Below are 1042 nucleotides of genomic sequence, written 5' to 3'. Positions count from 1 at the left end.
ACGCTATGGATACAGGTAATGACCCAGCAGAATTTACAGCGGAAAACATTGCCAACTTCAAACGTCAAATCAATGCGCTTGGATTTTCTTACGACTGGGATCGTGAAGTCAACACAACAGATCCAAATTACTACAAATGGACTCAGTGGATCTTCACCAAGCTTTACGAAAAAGGTTTGGCCTATGAAGCGGAAGTACCGGTAAACTGGGTTGAGGAACTAGGAACAGCTATCGCCAACGAAGAAGTGCTTCCTGATGGAACTTCTGAGCGTGGTGGCTATCCCGTTGTCCGCAAACCAATGCGCCAATGGATGCTTAAAATCACGGCCTATGCAGAGCGCTTGCTGACTGACTTGGATGAGCTTGATTGGCCAGAGTCTATCAAGGATATGCAACGTAACTGGATCGGGAAATCAACTGGTGCCAATGTAACCTTCAAAGTAAAAGGGACTGACAAGGAATTTACCGTCTTTACTACTCGTCCTGATACGCTTTTCGGTGCGACCTTCACAGTCTTGGCTCCTGAGCATGACTTGGTAGATGCCATCACAACAGCTGAACAAGCTGAGGCTGTAGCGGACTACAAACACCAAGCTAGTCTCAAGTCTGACTTGGCTCGTACAGACCTTGCCAAGGAAAAAACAGGGGTTTGGACGGGCGCTTATGCCATCAACCCTGTCAATGGCAAGGAAATTCCAATCTGGATTGCCGACTATGTTCTTGCTAGCTATGGTACAGGTGCGGTAATGGCTGTGCCTGCCCATGACCAACGTGACTGGGAATTTGCCAAACAATTTGACCTTCCAATCGTAGAAGTGCTTGAAGGTGGAAATGTAGCAGAAGCTGCCTACACAGAAGATGGTCTTCATGTCAATTCAGACTTCCTAGATGGCCTTAACAAAGAAGACGCTATTGCTAAAATTGTGGCTTGGTTGGAAGAAAAAGGCTGCGGTCAAGAAAAAGTCACCTACCGTCTCCGTGACTGGCTCTTTAGCCGTCAACGTTACTGGGGTGAGCCAATTCCAATCATTCAGTGGGAAGA

General features: G+C 47.1%; 1 protein-coding gene. It reads left to right on the top strand.

Annotation, left to right across the window (positions count from 1 at the left end):
• Positions 1–1042 (top strand): class I tRNA ligase family protein (locus D8863_RS10385; protein WP_142999483.1); only part of this gene is annotated, 1042 nt, incomplete at both ends.

The sequence above is a fragment of the Streptococcus oralis genome, assembly GCF_003943825.1.
Classification (GTDB): Bacteria; Bacillota; Bacilli; order Lactobacillales; family Streptococcaceae; genus Streptococcus; species Streptococcus oralis_CD.
Note: the sequence above shows the minus strand (reverse complement) of the source record. Positions and strands in the feature narration are given on the sequence as shown.